Annotated in this window: 12 protein-coding genes and 1 rRNA gene; 4 read left to right on the top strand and 9 right to left on the bottom strand. The window is 49.2% G+C overall.

Translation table 11 applies throughout. From position 1 onward, the window contains the following. Positions 1–267: 267 nt before the first annotated feature. The 5 genes from P2H89_RS00065 to P2H89_RS00045 all read right to left on the bottom strand — a co-directional run bounded on the left by P2H89_RS00065 (position 268) and on the right by P2H89_RS00045 (position 8,041). The gene (locus tag P2H89_RS00065) at positions 268–1,908 is read right to left on the bottom strand and encodes a DUF6377 domain-containing protein (RefSeq protein WP_275824416.1); all 1,641 of its coding nucleotides are present in this window, start codon (positions 1,906–1,908) and stop codon (positions 268–270) included. A gap of 249 nt (positions 1,909–2,157) precedes the next feature. Further along, positions 2,158–2,889: a hypothetical protein gene (locus P2H89_RS00060; protein WP_275824415.1), complete on the bottom strand. Its 732-nt coding sequence runs from the start codon at positions 2,887–2,889 to the stop codon at positions 2,158–2,160. 322 nt (positions 2,890–3,211) lie between these two features. Then, entirely contained in the window at positions 3,212–4,255 is a 1,044-nt protein-coding gene (locus P2H89_RS00055) for an LLM class flavin-dependent oxidoreductase (RefSeq protein WP_275824414.1), read from the bottom strand. A gap of 462 nt (positions 4,256–4,717) precedes the next feature. After that, complete coding sequence (locus P2H89_RS00050) at positions 4,718–7,279, bottom strand: FtsX-like permease family protein (protein WP_275824413.1); 2,562 nt, start codon at positions 7,277–7,279, stop codon at positions 4,718–4,720. Between the two features lie 78 nt (positions 7,280–7,357). After that, positions 7,358–8,041 carry an ABC transporter ATP-binding protein gene (locus P2H89_RS00045; protein ID WP_275824412.1) on the bottom strand — a complete coding sequence of 228 codons (684 nt, stop codon included), beginning with the start codon at positions 8,039–8,041 and terminating at the stop codon, positions 7,358–7,360. 109 nt (positions 8,042–8,150) lie between these two features. Between P2H89_RS00045 and P2H89_RS00040 the strand changes: the two genes are divergently transcribed. Continuing rightward, positions 8,151–8,882, top strand: a complete 732-nt coding sequence (locus P2H89_RS00040; RefSeq protein WP_275824411.1) for an arylesterase — start codon at positions 8,151–8,153, stop codon at positions 8,880–8,882. Positions 8,883–8,902: 20 nt separating this feature from the next. Here P2H89_RS00040 and P2H89_RS00035 read toward each other — a convergent pair whose 3' ends face one another. The 3 genes from P2H89_RS00035 to P2H89_RS00025 all read right to left on the bottom strand — a co-directional run bounded on the left by P2H89_RS00035 (position 8,903) and on the right by P2H89_RS00025 (position 12,304). Next, positions 8,903–10,438, bottom strand: a complete 1,536-nt coding sequence (locus tag P2H89_RS00035) for a T9SS type A sorting domain-containing protein (RefSeq protein ID WP_275824410.1) — start codon at positions 10,436–10,438, stop codon at positions 8,903–8,905. Between the two features lie 9 nt (positions 10,439–10,447). Beyond that, on the bottom strand, positions 10,448–11,644 hold the full coding sequence (locus P2H89_RS00030; RefSeq protein WP_275824409.1) for a hypothetical protein: 1,197 nt from the start codon (positions 11,642–11,644) through the stop codon (positions 10,448–10,450). A gap of 180 nt (positions 11,645–11,824) precedes the next feature. Further along, positions 11,825–12,304 (bottom strand): SRPBCC domain-containing protein, encoded by a 480-nt coding sequence (locus P2H89_RS00025; protein ID WP_275824408.1) that lies wholly within the window; start codon positions 12,302–12,304, stop codon positions 11,825–11,827. A 192-nt stretch (positions 12,305–12,496) separates the two neighbouring features. On the opposite strand from P2H89_RS00025, the gene P2H89_RS00020 reads away from it, so the two are divergent. From P2H89_RS00020 to P2H89_RS00010, 3 genes are read left to right on the top strand one after another with little or no spacing between them, the layout of a single operon-like run. Continuing rightward, positions 12,497–13,972: a DUF3375 domain-containing protein gene (locus P2H89_RS00020; RefSeq protein ID WP_275824407.1), complete on the top strand. Its 1,476-nt coding sequence runs from the start codon at positions 12,497–12,499 to the stop codon at positions 13,970–13,972. After that, entirely contained in the window at positions 13,969–14,550 is a 582-nt protein-coding gene (locus tag P2H89_RS00015) for a DUF4194 domain-containing protein (protein WP_275824406.1), read from the top strand. Before P2H89_RS00020 ends, P2H89_RS00015 begins: the two co-directional genes overlap by 4 nt. Beyond that, complete coding sequence (locus tag P2H89_RS00010; RefSeq protein WP_275824405.1) at positions 14,534–17,962, top strand: SbcC/MukB-like Walker B domain-containing protein; 3,429 nt, start codon at positions 14,534–14,536, stop codon at positions 17,960–17,962. Before P2H89_RS00015 ends, P2H89_RS00010 begins: the two co-directional genes overlap by 17 nt. Before the next feature lie 162 nt (positions 17,963–18,124). Here the strand turns inward: P2H89_RS00010 and rrf are convergent. After that, positions 18,125–18,236: ribosomal RNA gene (gene rrf, locus P2H89_RS00005) — 5S ribosomal RNA — on the bottom strand. Positions 18,237–18,378: the final 142 nt, after the last annotated feature.

Genomic DNA, 18,378 nt, shown 5'->3' with positions numbered 1-18,378 from the left:
GAAAATATAAATACCTAACAAGCAATCGCTTGCAAAGCATTAAATAAATTTACCATAGAATGATTTCAGACCTTAATCGGGGCAGAAATGGAAGACTTTCAGGGGGCTTCCGACGCAAATTGGCCTTATTGAGAGGTGTGCTAAAGGGAGATCTTGAGGGCCTGGGCGGGGCAAAAATATTTATACGGCACGTGAAGCCGGGGGGTCGTAAAAGACCGGAAAACCCAGCTATCGAAAGGCAAGATTTCCGCCAATCGCAGTACTCACTTAAAGGGTCTTGAACTGCATGATCCGCTCCTCGAACTCATCTCCAGGTACCAGGGCCTTATTTTTAACCCGCGACTTATAACTATATATGGTCTTTACGGAGTACTCGAGAATGCTGGCGATCTTTTCCGGGTCGGCCACGCCCATCCGCATCAGGGCAAAAATGCGGAGGTCGGTATTCAGCAGCTCGCCATCCCGCAGTACGATCTTTTCTTCGGGCCGTAGCAGGGTATTGACCTCCTGTACAAAATGAGGAAATAGTTTCAGGAAGATCTTATCGAAACTCAACAGCAACTCGTTCTTTTCCTTTCTGGCATCGATCTTATTAAGGAAAAACCGGATGTCTTCATATCGCTTATCCTGCAGCTTCTGCTCGATGGTAGTCTTGATCTTATCGATCTTACTGTAGAACTCGGAGTCCATATTAAAGAAGTAGCCGATATATTCTTCTTTGATCTTATTGGCTTCTTCTAGTTTTTCATTCACCTCCGCCAGCTGCCGGTTCGATTCCTGGAGCTGCTGGTTGATGGCTTGCTGGGCAACATTGGCCGCCCGAAGCGCTTCCTGGGTCTGCTTCAGCTTTTTTACCTGGCGCAGGATGATCCAGGTGAGCACGACCAGCGCCAGCACCAGCAGGGTAACTACGGTAGCATACCTGATCAGGAGACTCCTTTGCTTTTCCATTCCATTGATCCTTTCACTTTCGATCAACGGAAGGATAGAGCTAACCTGCACTTTTCGTTGCCGGGCGCCATAAAACGCGGCATTCGCAATAGCGCTTTCGATACATAGGGCGGCGTGCCGCAGATCTCCTTTTTTATACAGCAACTCCGCCAGGTGAAAGATGGCCACAGTTTCCTTGGTCGAAGACTTGATATCGGCTACGGTAGCCCGCACGAGCAGGTCGATAGACTGGTCGATATCGCCAATTTGCTGGTAAACAGCGCTAAGGGTAGACGCCGTCAAAGCCAGTTGATGCTGGGTAAGATCGGGGCGTGCCATTAATTGTCCCAGAAAGCGGGCAGCCTCGGCACGATCACTCTGCTTAAAATACTTCAGTCCATAATAATAGTCATGCTCGAACGAACCCGGCTGATACCAGGCCAGGGCCGAATCGAGGAAATGATTGCCGTGAACGTCGTAGTCAACTGAATGATATTTGTCATTGGCATATCCGGCCAGATCATAGTAATAGCGTCCCCACAAGGCATAATAGTCACCCTTCAGGCTGTCGGGAATAACCTGGCGGGAGAGAGAAGCCAACGAATCGTGCGTTTCCTTGTACAATCCGGTCGACAGCAGGATAAAGCTAAGCTTCATGGTGGCGGCCACCCGGTAGCCGGCATCGTTCATGTCTGCGGCTATGCGAACCAACTTCATGGCATAGCTGTAGGCAGAGTCGTAGTTGAATATCTTATAGGCCTCATAGATCTTTTCGTGGCGGGCGAACACCTCAGCGGGTGCCTGTCCGGCAGCACCCAGCGATTGCCGCATCTGGTCGATCTCTTTGATCCTTGCCGCGTCGAAGCTGGCCGTAAGCCGGATGGTATTGTCCAGCTCGGTCAATAGACTATCATTATTAGCCAAAGCCACCTGCACCTGGGTGGCCAGCAACGAAAGACAGATGAGCAATTGTTTCATGATATGTTGATCCGGCTTGCTGTAATGCGTTACCAAGCCAGCGCAGCAAATCTATCCAATAAAACAACAAAGCGGGTGCCTCAAAATAGGATGCACCCGCTTCTTTTGGAGGAAGACCAGGTGATATAATGCCCGGTTCCTGGCAATTCTTCGATACAATATTGTTGGTCCAAACGGCCCCACTGTCCGAACGGTTGTCGCCCCAGACAAGCGGTACCCGCCATTGTCGCCCGTCCGAGCGGTCTTATCCTATCTGGCGATTGCTGTTTTGGCCACCCGCCCTCCAACGGCCTCGCTGGCCAGGTACCATCGCTCAAAAGTCTGTTCAAACAGGTCGAAGATCTTATTGATGATGAATACGGCGTTTTCCGTTTCATGTTTGGAAGGCTCATGTTTATTGTAGGCTTCACTCTCCTGCGCTGCATCAGTCTTCTCCATAGCATGGTCGGCTTCTGCATGGGCATGAAGAACACCAAAATATTCCAGCTCGTCCTGACGGCCCAATGTATGTACCAGCTCAAATACCGGTTCATTGAAACATTCAAAGGTTGCCTCCAGCGATTCTATAATGATCAGTTTGTAGAAAGGAAGGGAGAAAGTGCGGGCCAGGTGAATGGTATCGTATACCACTTGCCGGGCGCCGAACTCATCGTCCGACCATACCTGACTAAACATATCGGTCCCTTTCTGACTAAGGAACTTTTGGCCCTGACTGATGCGTTCGAGATCTTTCAGGTACCATTGCCAGTGGTAAGAGTCTTCGTCGCAATGAACGTTGACGCTCAATTGCATGGGATCGGTGCTCTTCTCATCTTTCATAATATGAAGGATGTCTTTGAACCCCATTACGAAGAACAGCATAGCAGGGGTAAAGCTCAGGCGCGATTCAGGAGCAAGTGATTGATTACCGATCATTTTTAGGAGAGCACATTGGCGTAGCTGCTGCTTACGCTGATCGAGTGTTTGAATAACTTGTAACATGGCTGATTAGTTTAGCCATTAAACTACAACAAGGGTCTTTTAGCTAAATCACTTCCATAGCCGAAAAAGCCGACGACATAGCTGACTGGCCAGCTTCTGTGGTCGAAGGCGGCACCGGGGGGGCAAGTACCGGTACAGGGAGATGACCGCCTGCATACTTGTGCCCGATGCTTGTGGAAGGCTTTATCCCGCTTGTCATTGAATAGCCTTGGCTACGACCGGAGCAATGCTTTTATGCCGGGTGTTGTTAAACAGTTTCGGGTGCGCCGAAGGCAATCGCCGACAGCTGTTGTATAGCCTTGCAAACGCCCGGGCAATCCTTTTAAGCCGGTTGTTGTTGAACAGCCTTGCGCACTACGGGTGCTACCTCTGTACCAAATAGCTCGATAGACCTCATCATTTCCTTGTGCGGCAGTGAGCCTACGCTCATTTGCGCGAGGAAGCGGGTATTTTGGAAGAGCTCATATTCATAAAGGATCTTGTCGATGATCTCCTGCGGACTACCTACGAGCAAGGAACCACGTTTCGTACGCATGGCTTCAAACTGCTGTCGGCTCATTGGCCCCCAGCCCCGTTCGCGGCCAATGCGGCCCATGATCTCGGCATAAGGAGGAAAGAAGAGGTCGGCGGCTTTTTGCGACTCATCGGCTATGAACAGATGGGAGTTGATGCCTATCTGCAGGTTCTCTGCAGCATGGCCCGATTGGAGATAGGTATTTCTATACAATTGAATGAGCGGTGCAAAACGGTGCGGTTCGCCCCCAATGATCGCGAGGGTCAACGGCAAACCGAGCTTGCCGGCGCGCACTACTGATTCGGGTGTGCCGCCTACAGCGATCCAGATGGGTAGTTTTTGTTGATGCGGGCGTGGGTATACGCCGAGGTTGTTGATAGATGCCCGGTGTTTTCCTTTCCAGGTCACTCTTTCCTGTTCATTCAGCTTCAACAGCAACTCCAGCTTCTCACTAAAAAGCTCGTCATAGTCCTGCAGGTCGTGCCCAAACAGTGGGAATGACTCGATGAACGAGCCGCGGCCAGCCATGATCTCTGCGCGGCCACCCGAGAGCAGGTCTACCGTAGCAAAGTCCTGGAACACACGAACCGGATCATCGGAACTCAGCACCGTTACGCCGCTCGAGAGCTTGATGCGTTTGGTGCGGGCCGCCGCAGCAGCCAGCACCACCGCCGGCGATGAAACAAGGTATTCCACCCGGTGGTGTTCGCCGATCGCGAAAACATCAAGCCCCACCTGTTCGGTGAGCTCTATCTCATCCAACAGGTGCTGCATACGTTGGTGACCACTGATCATTTTGCCCGTCACCGGATCGGGCATATTATCCACGAAAGTGCAAATACCTAATTCCATACTGTTTGAATTGAATGATGCAAAGATCAACGTAATAACAATAGCAAGGTCCGGGAGGATCGATCAGGGGCGGTATACTATGGTAAACCATATAGGCATGCAACCAGTCCGCCAACAGGTCATGCCTGCTTTAACACTTTAATACCAGGCTCTTCACTCTCTATATAAATCGTGCACACAGGTATTGCCCATAACAACAAATGGAGCCACAGGGGGCTCCATTTGTTTCTTTTTATCTAATTAGCCGACGATAAACAATTTCAATACGCCACAAACGCGTTCACTCCTTCGCTGATCACTTGACTCCTCTACTGCAAAGGAGCTATTCCTTCAAAAGTCCTGAACCATTTGGTAAAATTGGAAGGACCTATCACTGGCGGTTTATTAATTAATAACGCGATACGCTGTTAATTGTTCGGAAGATATACCATCGAATAAGCCAATCCATTGCCATCCACGTTCTTACACTTCTCTTCTCAATACTTCCAGCGGCGGTCTGTTCACTACGCTGCGGCTGTTGAAAATACCGATCAAAATAGTGAGTCCTGATATAGCGACAAACAATACCCCTATCGGCCACCAGTCGGGCGAAAAAGGTGTTTTAAAACTATACTTCGCGAGCGCCCAGCTACCTGCTAAAGACAACAGGATGCCGGTAGCTGCTGCCAGTGCGCCAAGAAAGAAATACTCCAGGGCAGTGATGGCCAGTATCTGCCGGCGGCTGGCGCCTAGCGTGCGCAAGAGCACACTCTCCTGCATACGTTGATACTTACTGATGAGAACTGATGCAATCAACACGATCAATCCGGTCACAATACTGAAGCCTGCCATGAACCGGATCACAAAACCAATCTGGCTCAGCACATCGTCCAGCACTTTCAGGATCAGGTGCAGGTCGATGATCGAGATATTGGGATATTCGCGCACCACGGCCTGCTGAAACTTCGCCGATACTTCGGGCGATGGCACACGCGTGATCAATACATGGAACTGTGGGGCAAGCTCCAACACACCCGGCGGAAACACCACGCGAAAATTGGTTTGCACGCGCTGCCAATCAACTTTTCGCATACTGTTAACCACCGTAGACACCAGTGCTCCTTGTACATTGAAGGTGATGCTGTCGCCCATGCGCACATTGATCCTCCGCGCATATTCTTCTTCCATCGAAATGGGCACTATTGCACCCGGGTATTTTACAGGTCCTGATAATTTACCAGCTGTCAGCTTTTCCGAATCGGTGAGCGAATCGCGATAAGTAACCCTGAACTCCCACTCAAAAGCTCTTTCAGAAATGCGCGAGGTAGTATCATTCTTTACATCAGCAGCCGTTTTGCCGTTGATCGATTCGATGCGCATCGTTACGATGGGCACCTGCTGCAGTATTGGCAATTGATACTGTCGGGTAAGCGCTGCTACAGAATCCTTCTGTGTATTCTGAATATCGAACAGCACCATATTGGGCTGATTACCGCTGCCCGTAAGGCTCACCCGGCTGATCAACATGCTTTGTATAAAGTACAGGGTGCTGATGAAAAGCGCACCGAGGCCAATGGTAGTGATGAGGATGATCGTTTGGTTGTTGGGCCGGTAGAGGTTGGCAAATCCCTGTCGCCATAAGTAACTCCAGGAGGCGGGGAAGAAGCGGCGCACGAGCCACATCAACAGGCGTGCAATGCCAGCCAATATCAGGAAGGCTGTGAGTATGCTGACGGTAAACACGATAGCCTGCGTCCAACTGTGCACCTGCCACCAGGTAAACAGCACAATAAATCCTAGGATCAAAGTATATACCAGCCATTTGAACGGATCGGCGAAGGACCGTACCGGCTCCAGCGACAGCCTTAAGGTAAACAAGGGAGATACTTTACGTACAGACAGTAAAGGCAGCAATCCAAAGAGTGCCGCGATCACCGCTCCCAATGCTATCCCTTTAAAGATCGAAGGCCAGGATATTCCGGCATTGATCTCGATGGGCAGGAAGTCTTTGATGACGGCCGGCAATACCTGCTGTATGATAGTTCCCAACACGGCTCCGAGGATGGATCCAACGATCCCGATGCCTACGATCTGGATCAGGTAGATCAGGAATGCCTGTCCGGAATTAACGCCCAGGCAGCGAAGGATGGCGATGCTGCTGATCTTTTCGCGGATGTAAATATGGATGGCGCTGGCTACACCGATACAACCCAGCAACAAGGCGATAAAACTGATCAGCGTTAAAAACTCATTGACATCTTCGAACGAGCGACCCGTATTCCTTTTGCGTTCTTCTACCGTGTCATAATCCAACCCTGCTTTTTGCAGCCGGGGCTCGATGGACTCCACCACTTTATCAATTGCGGTAGACGGTTTGAACTTGTAATAGAAGTTCACTGCCACCCGGCTTCCCTTTTGCACCAGACCTGTCTCTTCGAGATATTTAAGCGGAATGTATACCGGCGGAGCCACGGTCGTTGACAAGCCCGTGCGGCCGGGCGCTTTATTCAGTACGCCGGCAATGGCAAAAGCTACATCGCCGATCTGGATAGAATCGCCTACCTGCGCATTGAATTGCAGCATGAGGGTTTTATCGACCAGCGCCTCCTGATGCAGGCGGAACTGCCGGCCTGCCGGGGCAGGCGTCGTTTCCAACGAACCATAGTATGGGAAGCCGCCTTGCAGCGCACGTACCTGGATCAACCTCGTACCGCCGCCTTTCCTGAAATAGATCATGGACGCGAATGTGCGCTCCTCCGACCGCTGATCTCCCAGCGAATCCAGCATGGGCCTTATCTTTTGTCCTACAGGCTTATTGCTTTCTATCACGAGGTCGGCGCCCACCAGCGTTTGTGCCTGCTGGTCGATGTCCTTGCGCACGTTATCACCCAATGAGAACGTGGCAACCAGCGCCGCAATACCCAACACGATCGACGATACGAACAGGAACAACCGCGAGCGATTGCGGCGACTGTCGCGCCAGGCCATTAAAAACAGCCAGGGTATGTTGAGCCTCTTTTTATATACAAACCTTTCCCGGTCCATGAAGAATGAAATGTAATTAGGTAATGGTAAAGAGAGATGGGATCAAATAATACTAAGCCGCCACGCGCTTCAACACGCTCAATTATTGCGCTCGTCGCTAATGAGGTGACCGCCTTTGATCTTTATAACCCGGTTGGTGAGTGCAGCCAACTCCAGGTTGTGCGTAACAATGATTAGTGTAGTACCAGCCTCTTTGTTGAGGTCGAACAGCAATTTCACTACCCGGTCGCTGGTCTCCGCATCGAGGTTACCGGTAGGCTCATCGGCAAACAGTATGCGGGGTTTGTTCGAGAAGGCGCGCGCCAGCGATACACGCTGTTGTTCACCCCCGGAGAGCTGCATGGGGTAGTGGTGTACCCGGTCGGCCAGACCCACTTTGTCGAGCAGCTCCATGGCCCGCGGGCGGATATTCTTTTCACCCCTCAATTCCAATGGCACCATCACATTTTCCAATGCCGTGAGGGTAGGCAGCAACTGGAAGTTCTGAAATATGAACCCCACATAGCGGTTGCGCACCTGGGCACGTTCATCCTCACTGAGGTCATTGAGGCGGATATTGTTCAGTTCCACCACGCCATTGCTGGCACGGTCGAGACCGGCGCAGAGGCCCAGCAAGGTGGTTTTGCCGCTGCCAGAGGGACCCACGATCGATAGGGTAGCACCTGCTTCCACCGCAAAGTTGATGTCGTTCAAAACGTGCAGTGTATGTCCGCCTCCCTGGTAAGTTTTGCTTAAATTCCGGATATTCAGAATAGACTCCATAAGTTTGTTTAAGTAGACGTGCCGGTTAGATGGAAAAAACGATGTATATCGGGCACAGCATTTATTGTTACTGAAAATACATCAATAAACGAACATAAAAAGACGCCACATGTTTAACGGGATCATAAATCAAACGCCAAAAGTGTATATGTTGAAATTAGGGTTGATGAGCGGTATCGTAGCCATGCTGGCCTTTGCCGGTTGTAAAGACAAGCCGGCCAACAAGGAAAGCGGCCAGCAATCGGCCGACAGCACCACCGCACAATCCGATACACCGGCAAAGACCGATTCGACCAAACATATTGTGTTTTTTGGCAATAGTCTCACGGCTGGTTATGGTGTGGCTCCGTCGGAAGCATTTCCGGCAGTAATACAGGGTAAGATCGATTCACTCGCTCTTCCCTATAAAGTCGTGAATGCCGGGCTTAGCGGCGAAACAACGGCTGGTGGCAAGGGCCGCATCGACTGGTTGTTACAGCAGCCGGTGGATGTATTTGTGTTGGAGCTGGGCGGTAATGATGGATTACGGGGTATACCTGTTGTTGAAACGGGCAAGAATCTTCAGGAGATCATTGACCGGGTTAAGGCAAAATATCCCGCAGCAAAGATCCTGCTGGCTGGTATGCAGGTGCCCCCCAACATGGGCAGCCGTTATGCAGGCGAGTTCCGCGCCATCTTCAAATCTCTCTCCGATAAGAACAATGTTCCTTTGATCCCCTTCCTGCTGGAAGGTGTTGGCGGTGTTCCCGAACTCAACCAGGCCGATGGTATACATCCAACGCCCCGCGGCCACCAGATCGTTGCCAACAACGTGTGGGAATACGTGAAGCTGCTCTTGTAGGTAGTCGAAACGCTACAGTTCTACTTGATTTTAAGGAGTTTATGAAAATAACTCCTGTTATCCGTGCGAACGATCACCAGGTACTGGCCACAGGGCAGGTCCTTTATACTAAGTTGTTTTGCGAACGCCCGGGGACTTCTGCCTACAAACTGCTTTTGCACCAAGGCCCCTGCACTATTATACAGCTCTACAAAAACATTTCCCTGTAAAGGAGCCGAAGATTGTACCATAAACCAGTCTTCCGTAACAGGATTGGGAAATATTTTCAAGCCCTGGGCCGCCGTGATCGGCTCAATTCCCGTAATCATATTCTCCCTTACGACAGTTTGGTGGGTGTTGGTTATAACTGGCGGATTGTAGTCGAAGTAAATGGCGGCCGTATTTTTAATCGTGTCTTTCTGCGGGGTGCTACCTTTCACTTTAATCCGGAAAGATAAGAACCCATGGCTACCCGGCTCATTGTGCAGGCTGTCGACAAGGTTGATGTCGTTGAAGGTCCAGGTACAAATGTTATTTTTCAATTCAAATTCATATCGATGGCTGGCTGCGATCATCTTTAGAGAACCCACCTCATATTTGGATGAAAGGGTGTCCCTGATCGTCACCAGGTAGGCCGTATCGTTGCCGGTATTCTGAAAACGGATGGTATAGTTCAGGTATTCTCCATTGGCGACCTGGCTACGCGTTACATGGCCCCCATGCGCTTCCATTTTATCATTTGGATCATATGACCCGACGATCACTTCCCGCAACTCGAAAACATTGTCGGCCGCCGTTGCATCGGTAGCAACCGGTAGTATGGAAGCGATGATCGACACGGTATCGTTGATCAATAGTGTTGTGGAGTTCCTGAGCGTTACATCGATAAAACCTTGTGTGAGCGGTGGCACAGCGTTGATGTTGAAAAGTAAGGTATCCTGCATAACTGTAGACGGGTTTGCAGAGGCCAGTACAAAATTCATCCGTGCGTCTTTTACCAGTTTCAATTGCGGTGCATTGATCGTGTTGGTACCTACATTTTCATATAGCACCCGGTATTGGTTGGCCATACCTCCCCTCCGTCTTCCGGTAACCGGTATTATTTTGACAGTTAGGTCGTTGAAACTACCTGCAGGTTTGAATGCAACATCGGCCTTCAGGATATTGAAGTAATTTGAAAAGTGTACAGGGATGCTGGCTGGTGTGGCTTTGTAATAATTGTTGTGCACCAAAGGCACTATATTGAGCTTACCCGTGTCAACGATGAGTTTAAGCGTGTCGCGTTCAGCAGCCGAAGCCTCAACTAATATATTATTGCGGTATACCTCGGCATTGTAATGCACAAAGAATGGTTCGCCCGGGTCTTTTACATTATTGCTATTAATGTCGCCAAACCCGTTCAGTTGAATGGAGTTGATACTGGAGATTTTGGCCCACCAGACATCATGGGTATTGAAAATGCTTTTATGCAATTTCTTGATATCCCCATCTTCAGAATTGGTGATCCCTACAACTATCGGATAGCCGTCAGACGAAGTAAGTACATCGCCGGCATTGTCATCTTTAGCGCCTCCCAACTTACGCTGCTATACAAGTTTGCCATCGAGCGATACCTGGCCAAGCCAGATATTGAACCAGCCCTCATTATTGGGTCCCTGCACATCGCCATGGCTCATTTGGCAATCGCCAACAAACCAATATCCAGCGGGCCCCACGGCAACAGACACGGCCCGTTCTTCCCATATACCACCATAGCACCGTCCCCACTGAAAACCGCCTTCGGCATTGGTCTTCAACAACCATGCATCGGAGCCGAAATTGTTACCATGGCTGCCCATTACCTGTTCGCTGCTCGTAGACTGGGAATTGCCGGCAAAAACATAACCACCATCCGCAGCGTGCTTTACTTTGGCAATCCCGTCCATATAGTTACCACCATAACAATTAGCCCAGATGATCTTCCCTGATCGATCAACCTTTACCGCCCAACCGTCCGATACTTCAATCGTAAAGACATCGGAGTGATTACCTGATACATCTCCATCTCTACCATAAGTACTTCCTGCCAACAGGTAATTGCCATCTTTGGTTACGAGAACATCTCTAAAAATATCGTTTGCCTTGCTGCCATAACATTTACTCCACTCGATCGTACCATTGGCGCTCAACTTCACAGCCCATGCATCGGAAATATTGGCATCATCATTATGGTTACCGCTCACATCTCCATCATTAGAATAGGTACGCCCCGCCATAATACAACCTCCATCGGGAGTAGACCTTATGGCCCTGGGCTCATCCCCCCGACTTCCGCCAATACAATTTTTCCAGATAATATTGCCGGTACTCCCCAACTTGGCGACCCAGGCATCACCCGTCCACGCACGTGCAACGCCAATATCGCCATCGGTCGATTGGGTAAAGCCGGTAACAAAATAGTTATTGCCGTCTGCGGTATCAATAGCATAGGCAATGTCAGGACCACTTCCCCCAAGGCATTTCTGCCACTGAATACCCCCGTATTTATTGAGCTTTACTACCCATATATCTTGGGACCATACCGGGTCTTTGGCTGGATGTAAGCCAAAAACATCCCCATCGATAGACTGGGTACTGGTGAGGATGATATAACCGCTGTCCTTGGTGACTTGTGCCCTGATCGAATTAGAATTGCCCTCTGCTCCTGAGCCACCGAGGCATCGCTGCTGCAGGATATCGGGCGTCTGTGCATTACAAAGTAGGGTTGTTAACAACAGGGACGGCAGGGTAAAATTCTTCAACATAAAAGGGAAAAGGGTGCTGGTCAAAAAAGTACTGGCTGGCAGTCAAAATAGTCACATTATCGGTAAAATGCAAACCAAACTTGCCTTTATTCACTCAATTAGTCTGTTTGTACAGGTTACCTTTTTCATGCTTATCTAATAATGACATGCAGAAGGTGCCTTAACAATGGCTTTAGTGTTCTACATCGCTTTGGGATTATGATCCGCCACCAGGTTGAGTTGTATGCCATGCTCCAGCCAGGCTTTGAGACCCGCCAGCACAAACGACCAGCCTTCGGTTTGCCCTACCAGTATTTCGTTGATCTTTTCGGTAGCTGCATCCCATCCCTTCTCTTCGATGGTCATAAACGTGGCCTGCTCTCCGCGGGGCGAAAGCATGATCACCACATTGGTGTTGATACCTCCCTGTGCCGGCCAGCTCCAGGATATCTGTCGATATTTGTCCAGCGCTTGCGGAACGACCTCGGCGCTCACCTCGTAGTGGTCCCAGTACCAGGTCACATTCCGTCCCGCATCGAGCCGGTCGGAAGCACGGGTGAACCAGAACTTACTGGTAATGTCCGGGTCAACAAATGCTTCAAATAGGTCGGCGGCAGGTTTGCGGATCAGCATCGATGCTTTAGCCACTGGCTGGCTCGATAAATGCTCGGTATTCGCCATGGGAATAAGTTTTTGGATTTCCGGCATAAATATCAGGCCCAGGGGGCCCAAGAGCCGTTGTTTTTGCCGCTGAGCAGTTATCCCATTTCACAAGTTTATTTCCCCACCACCCAAGGCATTAAATCCACATTTGCTGCTGGCTGATTGCAGAGCCAAATACATGCTTAGATTTGTCTTTACACCAATTCCTGAATGACGCACCCGTTTTTTACCTACCAGAAGTTTATCAAGGATACTGTGACGCTGAAATTGTTGCGAACGGGCAACGCCTCATTGATTCTCAACTTCTTACAAACAGCTTTCCGGGATTCCGATAGGATTTACATACCAGCGGCCGACCTTATTCAATACCTGGCCCATTACCTGCAGGATATCGAATATACCGATGCCGACCAGGAAACAGCCATTAGTGAGCTCGGCTACACGTACGAAGACAGGGCCCGTAATCATATCAACCGCTGGACCGACGAAGCCTATTTGCACAATTTCATTGACGACAGCACCAAGCAGGTCATGTACCAGCTCAGTCGGCATACTTCTAAAGCTTTTCAGGTCTACGACCTGCTGCAGGAGCGGGATTTCGTAGGCACCGAAAGCAAGTTCGAGGATCTCTTCAACAAGTTGAAAGAGCTGGTGAACAATAGCAACAAGAACCCCGATGAGCGCATCCTTCAACTGGAAAAGGAAAAAAGAGAACTGCAACGGCAGATCAACGAGATCAAACGCAGCAATACCGCCGCAACCTTCGAAGGTTATCAGGTGAAAAGCCGTTGGGAGGAGATCGTGCGATTGAATAATGAACTTACCGGCGATTTTAAAGAGGTGGAAGATAATTTCAAGAACATTTACCGGCAGATCAGCCTCGAGCATGCCGATGCAAAGCTCACCAAGGGGCAATTGCTGAAACTCACTTTCGACGCACTCGATGAACTACGCAATAATGACCAGGGCAAGAGCTTTTATGCTTTCTGGATGTTTTTGATGAACGACGAAAAGCAGGAGGAACTGAATCAACTTACCGATGCAGTTTACCGGGTACTCGAAGCCCACCAGGTGAGTACGGAACACCAAAGCCTCCGTAAGCTGAAAACACGTCTGCATTATGCGGCGAAAAAAGTGCTTGACACCAACGAGTTGCTGGGCTATAAACTCAGCCGTATTGTAGCTGAGAAAGAACAGTCCGATCGCCGCGCGCTCAAAGAAACCCTTCAGCAGATATTCCAGATGGCTATTCAGCGTATTGAAAAGCCGGGTAACGAACGCGCTCATTACATAACTGTCGATGACAAGCCCGAAATAAAGATGCCGCTGGAGAGGAAGCCGGGAGAAAAACCGGTGGAGAGCAAGTTCGACGCCTTACCGAAGGCCGCCACTTTCAAACTCGATGCTGCTGAGGCATTGAACGGACTTTATGGCGATGAAATGATCGACAAAGGCTTATTGCTAAAGAATATTCAGTCTATGCTTAAAGAGAAGAGCCAGGTGAGCCTGCAGCAGGTGGTAGAGGCCCACCCATTGAAAAAAGGGCTGGCTGAATTGCTGGCTTATATCACGCTGATACAGCAATACGATAAACATGCAGTGAACGAGGACATGACAGAAGACATTCTATTTGATGTATTGCAGAAAAAACATTTACGCTTACCACAAATAATTTTCAATAAATGAGTGTGACGTTGTTGCCTTATGCAAAAGCCATTGTGCAATTGTTGAGAGGTCCGGTGTACAGTGAAGACCAGGAATACTGGAACCAGGTATTGAAATACCAGGTGGAGATCACACAACATTTCGGTGGGTTGGGATTGGATACCGTGATACAAAAAGAAGATGGTTACGCGTTTATCCGTCAGCTAGAGCTCGATGACCGAGGTACCACCATTGGTCTCATCAGCCGGCGTCCGCTAACCTATGAAGTGAGCCTGCTTTGTGTGCTGTTGCGTAAACTGTTCGATGATGCAGAGATCAGCAATACAGAGAATAAACGTTTCTTCCTGAAGAGAAAACAATTGCGCGCCGAGCTGGAAACCTTCTTCAAAGAAAAGAGCAATAAGGTCAAGCTGTTGAAAGACCTCGACAGTTATATCAACCAGGTACTCGAACTGGGTTATGTGAAAGTGACGGAAGCAGATGGGCAATACAGGGATGAGGATACGTTTGAAGTGCGCAGTATTATCAAGGCACGGTTCAGTAATGATGTGTGCCTCGATTTTTTAAACCAATTGAAAGAAGATGTTAAGTCTGTTTAGTACTGATAGTGGCAAAGCGGGGTTCCGGTTGCATAAGATGCAATTGTACAACTGGGGTACTTTCGATGGGGCGATCTATACCATCAGTCCGGAAAGCGAAAACAGCTTACTCACCGGGGCCAATGGTAGTGGAAAGACCACATTCGTGCATGCTATGCTCACCTTGCTGGCCGCCGAGCGAAGGATGCGCTCCTTCAACCAGAGCGCCGAGGGCAAAACAAAGAATGAACGGAGTGAGGAGAGCTATGTGCTGGGAGAATATGGCGAAGACACCGACAGTGAAACAGGCATCCAAACTGCCCAGCGCTTGCGGAATGATAAAACAAAGACCTACTCGATCTTAGTGGGAACGTTTAAGAGCGAGGAGCGCTTCGTGACCCTGGCCCAATGCCGCTGGTATAGTGCGGGAGAATTGAAGAAGAGTTTTATCATCGCCCATGCCGAGCTGAGTATCGAAGAAGACTTTAAACATTTCGATGCGCAGGGAAACTGGAAGAAGGTGTTACGCCAGCGGTATCCAAAACGGGGCAGCAAAGACCTCATCGAGTTTTTTGATGGTCCCAAAGAATACAGCCAAAAGGTGCGGCACTATTTCGGGATGCGGAGCGAGAAAGCCCAAATGCTCTTCAATCAGACCATCAGTTTAAAGATACTGGGTAGTCTGGATGATTTCATTCGCAACCAGATGCTCGAGGAGGCGGATATGGAAACGGAATTTCTGAACCTGAAAGACCAGTTTCAGATGTTGAGCGATACCCATACTGCCATCGAAAAAACGGTAAGACAAATAGAACTGCTGCTTCCCGTTCAAACACTCCATCAGAAGGAGCAGGAACTTAAAAAGCAATCGGAATACTACGAAAACCTGCAACAGATCCAACCCTATTATTTTGCTGTGCTGGAAAGCGGGTTGCTGTCGGGCCTTATAGAAGAATCGAACCAACAACTGGTAACGATCAAAAAGACCAAGCAGGAGTTGGAGTATCATATAGCCGGTACCGACGAGCGTGAAAGAAAGGTCGACAGTGATATCCGCAATAGTGATACCGGAAGGCAGATCGCGGACCTGGAAAAGGAGCTCCGCCTGCTGGAGATCAAAAAGACACAACAATCAGAACGGAGCGATACGTCGAATGAATGGTTGCGGGCTGCGGGCTATGGCGTCAACCCCTCTAAGCTGGAGTTGGAACGCTATCGCGAAAAAGCGGGCCAGCAGCAATCAACGCTCGACAATGATCTTGCCATTGCGCGCAGGAAACTGTACGGTGCTGAAGATGTCGTTGCTGTGCAGCAGCGTGAATTAGATCAACTCGACCGGGAGATATCTTCCCTGCGTCAACAGAAAAACAATATTACGGGCAGGGTAGCGCAGATAAGGGCAGAGATCCTGGAACACTGTGGCGCTACCGCCGACGAGATTCCTTTTATAGGGGAGTTGATCCAGGTATTACCGGAAGAGAATAAATGGGAGCCTGCACTGGAAAACCTGTTGCACGGATTTGCTTTGCGCATGATCATACCTACCCGGTATTATCAGCAGGCTACCAGCTTTATCAACGAGAATGACCTCAAAGGCAGGATCGTTTATCACCACTACCATAAGGATGAAGGCCTTGGCCGCATGATGAAGGCCGATCGCGAAAGCATCCTGCACAAACTGGAGATCAAAGAAGATTCTCCTTACGCCAATTGGGTGTATGAGCAATTGCTGCAGTCGTACGATTATGCGGCTGTGCAAAACATCAAGCAGCTACAGCAATACGACAAGGCCATCACTATGCAGGGGCTTACCAAGAACAAGCACCGGCACGAAAAGAATGATAGTCCTGATGCAAAGCGCCGTCAGCAATATGTGCTGGGGTGGGACAATCATGCCAAGATCAAATCGCTGGTAAAAGACCTGGCCGAACTGGAAAAGACGATCGAAGAGAGTAAGCGACAGAGTAAGAAGCTGGAGTTGCAGATCCGGGAGGTCGAGCAAAAGCAGGGTACGCTCAGGCAGATCATGGACGTAAAGGAGTTTGAATCCATTGATTGGAAAAGCACCAGTGCCACGATCGAACAGGTCAAGAAGCAATTACAGGAACTGCAGAAGGGGAATAAGGCGATGGATGCGCTTCGCAAGCAGCAGCTGGTCTTACGCGAGGAGTTGAAGCAACTGAAGAGTGAAAACGAAGGCCTTGCGGCTAAAATAGCTGTACTAAAAAGTAAAGTCGAAGAAAGAAACCTGTCTTTACAGCGGTCAGAAGATATCAAGCGGAATTATGCCAGCTCCGATGTGGAAGACTTTCTTCCGCTGATCGAAGCCTATATAAAAGAGGAAATAGATTATACGATCGATCTGGATGTGCTGGACAAGGTACGCAACCAGATCCGCAACTCTATCCGCAATAAAGCGAAAGTGTATGTAGAGGATGTACAGGTTACCACGCGTAAACTGGAGCAGGCGATGCGCCGGTTCAAGAATCCTGATGACGCTGCTTTGCATACTCAGTTCCCTGATTGGAAAAACAGCACTTTTACCCTCAGCGATAGTGCTGAATTTGTTGCCGAGTATGTAGTACTCTTGAACAAACTACAGCAGGAAGAACTGAAGGAGCAGCAACAAAGGTTCAAGAAGTACCTCAACGAGGAGATGATCAATCGCATGAGTAGTTTCAAGGAGGGGTTAGATGCTGAGGCTGCCAAGATCAAGGATAATATTGCCAAGCTGAACCAGGCACTGAAGGCCATTACCTATCGGCAGAACCCGAAAACATTTATACAACTCGATGTGAAAGAAGAGTTGAGCCAGCAGATCAAGGATTTCAAATACCAACTGAACAACTGGAAACCCAACCTGGCCGAATACCAGCGCACACAGGATGACAGCATTCTGGAGAATAGTTTCGTTAAGATCAAGAACCTGCTCGATGAGCTGACCAAGCAGGAAAACTGGCGACGCGAAGTGCTTGATGTGAGGAACTGGCTCAAGTTTACTGCGAAGGAGATCAAGGCAGACGATATGCAATCCGTGCACCGGAGTTATACCGGTACGGAGAAGTTGAGTGGGGGAGAGCAGGCTCAGTTAACCTATACGATCCTTGGCTCCGCCATTGCGCACCAGTTTGGTATTCATAGTGAGGGTTATGAAACGCGATCGTTCCGCTTTATTTGTGTGGATGAGGCATTTAGCCGGCAGGATGAAGAGAAGGCGCGTTACCTGATGGACCTGTGCCGGCAATTACACCTGCAATTGATGGTGGTATCACCCGCCAAGGCCGATGAGGTGAAGATCGTGGAGCCCTATATTTCAAAGGTTCACTTTGTATATCGCCGCAATCACCGGGATAGCCTGGTGTATGACATGAGCATTATGCAGTTTCAGGAGAACCGGGCGAAGTTTTTAAGTAAGAAGAAGGTAGAGGCGTAGGAGAGATTGCGGGTGGGTACAATTAAAAAGGAATCAGATTTATTGTAGCCCGCACTCCTTTCACGGCAGTATGAAACTATGTAGGAACAGCGGCGAGAGCCGCTTTTTTCGTTGATGTATAGCAACAAAAAAGCCCTGTAGGGTTACTACAGGGCTCAATAAATATGGCAGCTACCTACTCTCCCGCATTGTTGTGCAGTACCATCGGCCATGAGGGGCTTAACTACTCTGTTCGGTATGGGAAGAGGTGAACACCCTCGGTATAACCACCATAAGAAGGTAATACCGGACTATTATATCCAGTCAATAAGTTACATATTGGGAAGTTGTAAATGAGAGCAACAGATATTAACAATGTTGTTCTTACAAAATTGATTAAAAAAATTAAAGCGTACGGGTAATTAGTACTACTCGAC

The sequence above is a fragment of the Paraflavitalea sp. CAU 1676 genome (genome assembly GCF_029223285.1).
Taxonomy (GTDB): Bacteria; Bacteroidota; Bacteroidia; order Chitinophagales; family Chitinophagaceae; genus Paraflavitalea.
The sequence above is the reverse complement of the archived record's forward strand: the minus strand, read 5'-3'. Positions and strand labels throughout refer to the sequence as shown.

What these genes read in the sequence shown, in the direction of transcription:
- P2H89_RS00060 (WP_275824415.1), bottom strand. Translation starts at nt 2,889, where the DNA reads ATGTTACAAGTTATTCAAACACTCGATCAGCGTAAGCAGCAGCTACGC.
- P2H89_RS00010 (WP_275824405.1), top strand. Translation starts at nt 14,534, where the DNA reads ATGTTAAGTCTGTTTAGTACTGATAGTGGCAAAGCGGGGTTCCGGTTG.
- P2H89_RS00055 (WP_275824414.1), bottom strand. Translation starts at nt 4,255, where the DNA reads ATGGAATTAGGTATTTGCACTTTCGTGGATAATATGCCCGATCCGGTG.
- P2H89_RS00015 (WP_275824406.1), top strand. Translation starts at nt 13,969, where the DNA reads ATGAGTGTGACGTTGTTGCCTTATGCAAAAGCCATTGTGCAATTGTTG.
- P2H89_RS00065 (WP_275824416.1), bottom strand. Translation starts at nt 1,908, where the DNA reads ATGAAACAATTGCTCATCTGTCTTTCGTTGCTGGCCACCCAGGTGCAG.
- P2H89_RS00020 (WP_275824407.1), top strand. Translation starts at nt 12,497, where the DNA reads ATGACGCACCCGTTTTTTACCTACCAGAAGTTTATCAAGGATACTGTG.
- P2H89_RS00045 (WP_275824412.1), bottom strand. Translation starts at nt 8,041, where the DNA reads ATGGAGTCTATTCTGAATATCCGGAATTTAAGCAAAACTTACCAGGGA.
- P2H89_RS00050 (WP_275824413.1), bottom strand. Translation starts at nt 7,279, where the DNA reads ATGGACCGGGAAAGGTTTGTATATAAAAAGAGGCTCAACATACCCTGG.
- P2H89_RS00040 (WP_275824411.1), top strand. Translation starts at nt 8,151, where the DNA reads ATGTTTAACGGGATCATAAATCAAACGCCAAAAGTGTATATGTTGAAA.
- P2H89_RS00030 (WP_275824409.1), bottom strand. Translation starts at nt 11,644, where the DNA reads ATGTTGAAGAATTTTACCCTGCCGTCCCTGTTGTTAACAACCCTACTT.
- P2H89_RS00025 (WP_275824408.1), bottom strand. Translation starts at nt 12,304, where the DNA reads ATGGCGAATACCGAGCATTTATCGAGCCAGCCAGTGGCTAAAGCATCG.